The organism is Clostridium sp. Cult1 (assembly GCF_021655095.1).
GTDB lineage: Bacteria > Bacillota > Clostridia > Tissierellales > Tepidimicrobiaceae > Schnuerera.
In genome coordinates, this window is the sequence record NZ_PPXW01000001.1 from 719,679 (window position 1) to 725,621 (window position 5,943).

The 5,943-nt window shown below is 34.3% G+C and carries 5 protein-coding genes; all 5 read left to right on the forward strand.

All coding sequences use genetic code 11. The features are described 5' to 3' along the window. A partial coding sequence (locus tag C3E89_RS03480; RefSeq protein WP_236911101.1) for an FAD binding domain-containing protein occupies positions 1 to 745 on the forward strand: 745 nt, incomplete at its 5' end. Beyond that, positions 735 to 3,026 carry a xanthine dehydrogenase family protein molybdopterin-binding subunit gene (locus tag C3E89_RS03485; protein ID WP_236911102.1) on the forward strand — a complete coding sequence of 764 codons (2,292 nt, stop codon included), beginning with the start codon at positions 735 to 737 and terminating at the stop codon, positions 3,024 to 3,026. The genes C3E89_RS03480 and C3E89_RS03485, both read left to right, overlap by 11 nt. A 10-nt stretch (positions 3,027 to 3,036) precedes the next feature. Further along, a complete protein-coding gene (locus C3E89_RS03490) occupies positions 3,037 to 4,347 on the forward strand; it encodes an amidohydrolase family protein (RefSeq protein WP_236911103.1) in 1,311 nt (436 codons plus the stop codon). Positions 4,348 to 4,373: 26 nt separating this feature from the next. Continuing rightward, a complete protein-coding gene (locus C3E89_RS03495) occupies positions 4,374 to 5,456 on the forward strand; it encodes a 4Fe-4S binding protein (protein ID WP_236911104.1) in 1,083 nt (360 codons plus the stop codon). Positions 5,457 to 5,471: 15 nt separating this feature from the next. Further along, a partial coding sequence (locus tag C3E89_RS03500) for an amidohydrolase family protein (RefSeq protein WP_236911105.1) occupies positions 5,472 to 5,943 on the forward strand: 472 nt, incomplete at its 3' end.

Below are 5,943 nucleotides of genomic sequence, written 5' to 3' on the forward strand. Positions count from 1 at the left end.
TGAAGTTCTCATAGCTAGAAAGAATAATTTAATATTAGGTGGATGCGGATTTATAAAATTAGGTTCTAGAAATATTAATACAGCTATAGATTTATGTAACCTGTCCTTAGACTATATTATTGAGAAAGAAAGAGAGATTTTGATAGGTGCCGATACAACTTTGAGACAATTAGAAATTAATAATATTATAAAAAATTATTGTGGAGGAGTAATTAGCCAAGGGGTTTCTTATATCGTAGGTGTACAGTTTAGAAATATGGCTAGAGTTGGAGCTAGTGTATTTTCTAGATATGGTTTTTCTGATTTATTACCATCTTTATTAGTTTTAGATGCAAGGGTAAGACTTTATAATGGTGGAGTAATGGAATTAAAAGGTTTTTTAGAAGCCAAATATAAAAAGGATATATTAGTTGAAATAATATTACCTAAGAAAGATGGTGTAGCTACATTTGACTGTTTAAGAAAATCTTCGGGAGATTTACCTATTATAAATGGAGCAATGTTCAAAGGAAAGAATAATGAATATAGAATTGCTATAGGATCTCGACCTCAAAGGGCAAAATTAGCTGAAAAGTCTGCCGAAGCCTTAGGGCGTGGAATATGCATAGATGATGTTGTAGATATGGTGGTTGAAGAATTACATTTTGGAACTAATATGAGAGGAAGTAAAGAATATAGAGAAGATATGAGTAAGGTTTTAGTAAAAAGAATGCATAATAAGGTAGGTGGTTATCATGATAGGTAAGGGAATAAGGAAAGTTGATAGCCAGTCCATATTAAGTGGACAACCAATTTATACTGATGATTTGGTTTTTCATCAAGATGTTTTAATTGTCAAACTTTTAAGAAGTCCTTATGCTTTTGCTAAGATTAAGAACATTGATATTAATAGAGCTAAAAAAATAAAAGGAATTGTAGATATATATACTTACAAAGATGTTCCGCAAGTTAGATACTCAGAATCAGGAGAATCTTACCCTGATCCTACACCTTATGACAGAATGTTATTGGAGCCTATTGTAAGATATGTAGGAGATGAGGTTGCCATAATAGTTGGTGAAGATGAAGTTGCTGTTGAAAAGGCAATGAAATTAGTAAAGGTGGAATATGAAGTATTGGAACCAGTACTAGACTTAACTAAGGCAGAAGGACATAGTTCTGTTATACATCCAGAAGATGATATATTTTGCCCCTTTGACTTTGGATTTGATGGGAAAAAAAATATTGTTTCAAGATTCGAATTAGGAAAAGGTGATGTAGATAAAGGGTTTGAAAATTGTGATGCTGTAATAGAAAGAACTTATTGGACACAAGCACAAGCACATTGTATGATGGAAACCCATAGGGCATATTCTTATATAGATGCAAATGGAAGACTTGTTGTAATCTCATCTAACCAATCTGCCTATCACATGAGAAGACAGACAGCTAAAGCCATTGGTTTACCCGTATCAAAGTTAAGGTTCATAAAACCAAGAATAGGTGGGGGTTTTGGAGGAAAAAATGTAGCGTTAGCTGAGCCTTATGTAGCTTTTGTTACATGGAAAACGAAAAGACCATCAAAACTTATTTATACAAGACAGGAAACTTTTGCAGCATCTACAAGTAGACACCAAATGAAATTTGATGTGAAGATTGGTTCTGATAAGAATGGAAATATTAAAGCCATTGATATTAAAGCTATAAATAATACAGGAGCTTATGGTGCTAATGGAACTGTAGTAACTATGGAAGCAGCACAAAACGTATTACCTGTATATAATAAGGTGCCGGCAATAAGATATAGAGGAAAGACCGTTTATACCAATATAGTTTCGGCAGGTCCCCTTAGAGGATATGGTGCTACCCAAGGAACTTTTGCTATGGATATGGCAATGAATGAATTAAGTACTAAGCTAGGCATAGATCCTATAGAACTTAAATTAAAAAATACAATACGAAAAGGTGCAGAGGGTGGGATATTAAAAAGCCCTATTAAGAGTTTAAATATAGAGAAATGCATAGAAAGAGGAAAGAAATTAATAGGTTGGGATGAAAAATATCCTAAAAAAGAAATTAGCCCCGATAAAGTAAGGGCCGTTGGGATGAGTATAGCCATTCATAGTTCAGGAATTGCAAACATTGACTCTGCCACGGTAGTTGTTCGGATGGTAGAAGATGGAACTTATATACTACTAACGGGTTCATCGGATTTAGGTACGGGTTCTGATACAGTTTTAGCTCAAATTACCGCCAAATCACTAAATACCAATATGGATAGAATTACAGTTTATTCAGGAGATACTGATGCATGTCCTTATGATACTGGTGCATATGCTTCCTGTACAACTTATTTAACGGGTAATGCAATTGTAAGGGCTTGTGCTGAGTTAAAAGATAAAATTTTAAAGATTGCAGAAAAAAAACTTAACGTACCTTCTTCATTTTTAGAACTAAGAGAAGATAGAGTATGTCATAGGGAAGATGAGAATATTTACGTGCTTTTAAGTACCTTGGGACAAGAATCTGTACTAGGACCAGATAGTGAAGTGTTAATGGCTAATGCTACTTTTGGAATGTCAGAAAGTCCCAGGCCCTTTATTGCAGGATTTGTTGAGATAGAATTGGATAAAAGTACAGGAGAAGTCAAAGTTGTCAACTATGTTGCGGTTGTTGACTGTGGAACGGTTATAAACCCAAATTTGGCAAGAATCCAAGTGGAGGGAGGAATAACCCAAGGAATAGGCATAGCTTTATATGAAGATGTAAAATATTCTGATACAGGGAGATTGCTGACAGATAGTTTTATTCAGTATAATGTTCCTACTAAAAAGGATATAGGCAATATAATTGTAGATTTTCAACCGGATTATGAGCCAACAGGACCTTTTGGAGCAAAATCCATTGGTGAAGTAGTAATCCACACTCCACCGCCAGCTATAGCCAATGCAGTTTATAATGCGACTGGGGTATATATAAGGGATTTGCCCATAACCTGGGAGAAGGTTTATATGGGAATGAAAAAACTAAAGAAAAAGAAGGATTAGGAGGAAAGAAATGTTCATTATAAAGAGTAAGTATTTAATACCTTCAGCAGAAGATGTTCATGTAGACCACTCTTTGGTAGTAGAGGGAGAAGATATAGTAGAAATTTTGCCTAATGAAGAAGTAGAAAAGAAATATCCCAATGCTAAAATCATTGACAAATCCAATTCAATCCTTATGCCTGGTTTTATAAATGGTCATATGCATCAATATGGAGTGCTTTCTAGAGGGATTCCAGCAAATGTGGAGTTTAAGGATTTTGAAGGTTTCCTTTGGAATTATTGGTGGCCTTTTATTGAAAACAGGATTGGGCTAAAAGAGGTAAAGGCAACTACAAAAGCCTCAGCCATAGAGCTTATTGAATCGGGAGTTATTGGATTCTGCGATACATTGGAGGCTCCCAATACAGAAGAAGGAACTTTAATAGAGCAGGGTAAGTTATTAGAGGAAATAGGGATGAAGGCTGTTTTATCCTTGGAAAGCTGTGAAAGGATAAGTTATGAAAACGGGGTGAAATGTTTAGATGAGAATAGTAGGTTAATAGATTGGAGTAGAAAAAACAGTAAAATGATAAATGGAATTATGTGTACTCATACTACCTTCACCTGTTCAGAGGATTTTTTAAAATTAGCCTATGAAAAAGCTAAGCATTTACAGGCACCTTGGCAGTTTCACTTATCAGAAAGTATATATGAAGTAAATTATTGTTTAAAAAAATATAATAAATTACCTGTAAAATATTTAGATGATTTAGGGCTACTAGGTGAAGATGTCTTAGCTTCCCAATGCGTCAAGGTAAATGAAGAAGAAATACAAATTTTAAAGAAAAAGGGAGTTAAAGTAGTTCATATGCCTTTAAGTAATTGTGAAGTAGGGGGAGGATTTGCTCCAATACATGAATTGCTAGAGGCAGGAGTAGAGATAGCCCTTGGAACAGACGGATATATAAATGATTTCTTTTCCGTAATGAAATCTGCATTTTTATTACACAAGGCAGTGAAAGAAGATGCTTCTGTTATGCCAGCTAGTAAAGTATTTAAAATGGCTACTGAATACGGTGCTAAAGTATTGGGCTGGAAGGATACAGGAAAATTAATACCAGACAATAAGGCAGATTTTATAATAATGGAAGATAATTTTAAAACTCCAGTAACATTAGATAATATATTTGACCAGATAGTAGTACAAGGTGAGAAGGAATTTATAGACAGTGTTTATATAAATGGGAAGCCAGTTTTAGAAAATAAGGTGTTAAAAACTATAGACAAGAGCCAAGTTTTCAAAGATATGAAGACTGTTGCAGAGGAATTTTGGAAATTTTAAAAATTGAACTGTTAGGAGGAAAAGAAATGTACGATTTTCTTGGTATAGAACTCAAATCACCAATTATAATAGGTTCAGGCCCTTTATCATATAGTGCTGAGTCTATGAAAAAGTTATATGATGCAGGAGCTGGGGCGGTAGTAACTAAGACCATCAGAAAGGAAAGAGCAATAAACCCAGCCCCTCATATGGTTAGAAGCATTAATAATTCCCTTATAAATAACGAAAAGTGGACAGATTTTGAACCTGAAAGATGGATTAAAGAAGAGATTCCAAAACTAAAAGAAATGGAAGTTGTAACCATAGCTTCAGTTGGTCATACATTGGAGGAAAGTAGTGAATTGGTAGAAAAGGTAGAGAAGGCAGGAGCAGATATAATCGAGTTAGTTTCCTATGATTACACTGACCTTATCCCTATGGTTAAGGACACTAAGAAAAGAGTAAGTATCCCCATAATAGCTAAACTTCCACCTATGATTCCTAATATAGGTGATTTCTGTAAAGAATTAGAGATAGCGGGAGTGGATGCTATAACAGCTTGTGATTCAGTAGGACCAGCATTTAGAATTGATATAGAAACAGGGCGACCCCTTTTAGGTGGCAATGGTTTTGGTTGGTTAACGGGAGAGGTCATAAAACCTATTACTTTGCACAAAATATATGAAATTAGAAGAAAGGTTAATGTACCAATAATAGGTCTAGGAGGTTGTATGACTGGGGCTGATGCAGTAGAAATGATAATGGCAGGGGCTAATTTTATAGGTATATGCACTGCTCCTATATTGAAAGGAGAAAATATAATTAGCAAAATTTATAAAGATTTCAGTGGGCATCTTGAAAGACTTGGATATAAAACCAAAGACGAAGCTTGTGGAATAGTTCATAATTATATGGGACAAACAAACGAAAGAATTAAGCTTGAATTTTCATGGGATGAAGATAAATGTACTAGGTGTAAATTATGCGAAAGAGTCTGTGCTTATGAAGCTAGAAAGTTAAAGGATATTATGGAATTAGATAAAGAGGAGTGTAGATATTGTGGTCTTTGTATATCTGTATGCCCTACTAAGGCTTTAAGGGCTATAGAATTAGAAAAACCATATAATTAAGAAGCAGGTGAAGGGATGAAGATTTTAATAAAAAATGGATTAATAGCTGATGGTAGTTTGAATAAACCCTTTAAAGGTAATGTATTAATAGAAAATAATAAGATTAAAAAAATAGGTATTATAGATGAAAAAGTTAACAAGGTAATTGATGCCAGGGATAGAATAGTTTCCCCTGGTTTCATAGATACTCATAGTCATTCAGACCTTTCAATCCTCGTAAACCCCTATAATGAGATAAAAATTAGGCAAGGGGTGACTACTGAAATATTAGGTCAAGATGGAATATCCATGGCACCACTTCCTAAGGAATATATAAAACCTTGGAGAAAGATAAACTCTGCTTTTAATGGAGATAATGAAGATATAGATTGGGAATATGAAACTACCCAAAACTATCTAAAAATGCTGAAAGAAAAGGGAGTAGGATTAAATCAAGGATATTTAGTTCCTCATGGGAATATTAGATTAGAGGCCATCGGATTAGAGA

Coding starts and splice junctions, on each gene's coding strand:
- C3E89_RS03485 (WP_236911102.1), top strand. CDS start 735: ATGATAGGTAAGGGAATAAGGAAAGTTGATAGCCAGTCCATATTAAGT.
- C3E89_RS03490 (WP_236911103.1), top strand. CDS start 3,037: ATGTTCATTATAAAGAGTAAGTATTTAATACCTTCAGCAGAAGATGTT.
- C3E89_RS03495 (WP_236911104.1), top strand. CDS start 4,374: ATGTACGATTTTCTTGGTATAGAACTCAAATCACCAATTATAATAGGT.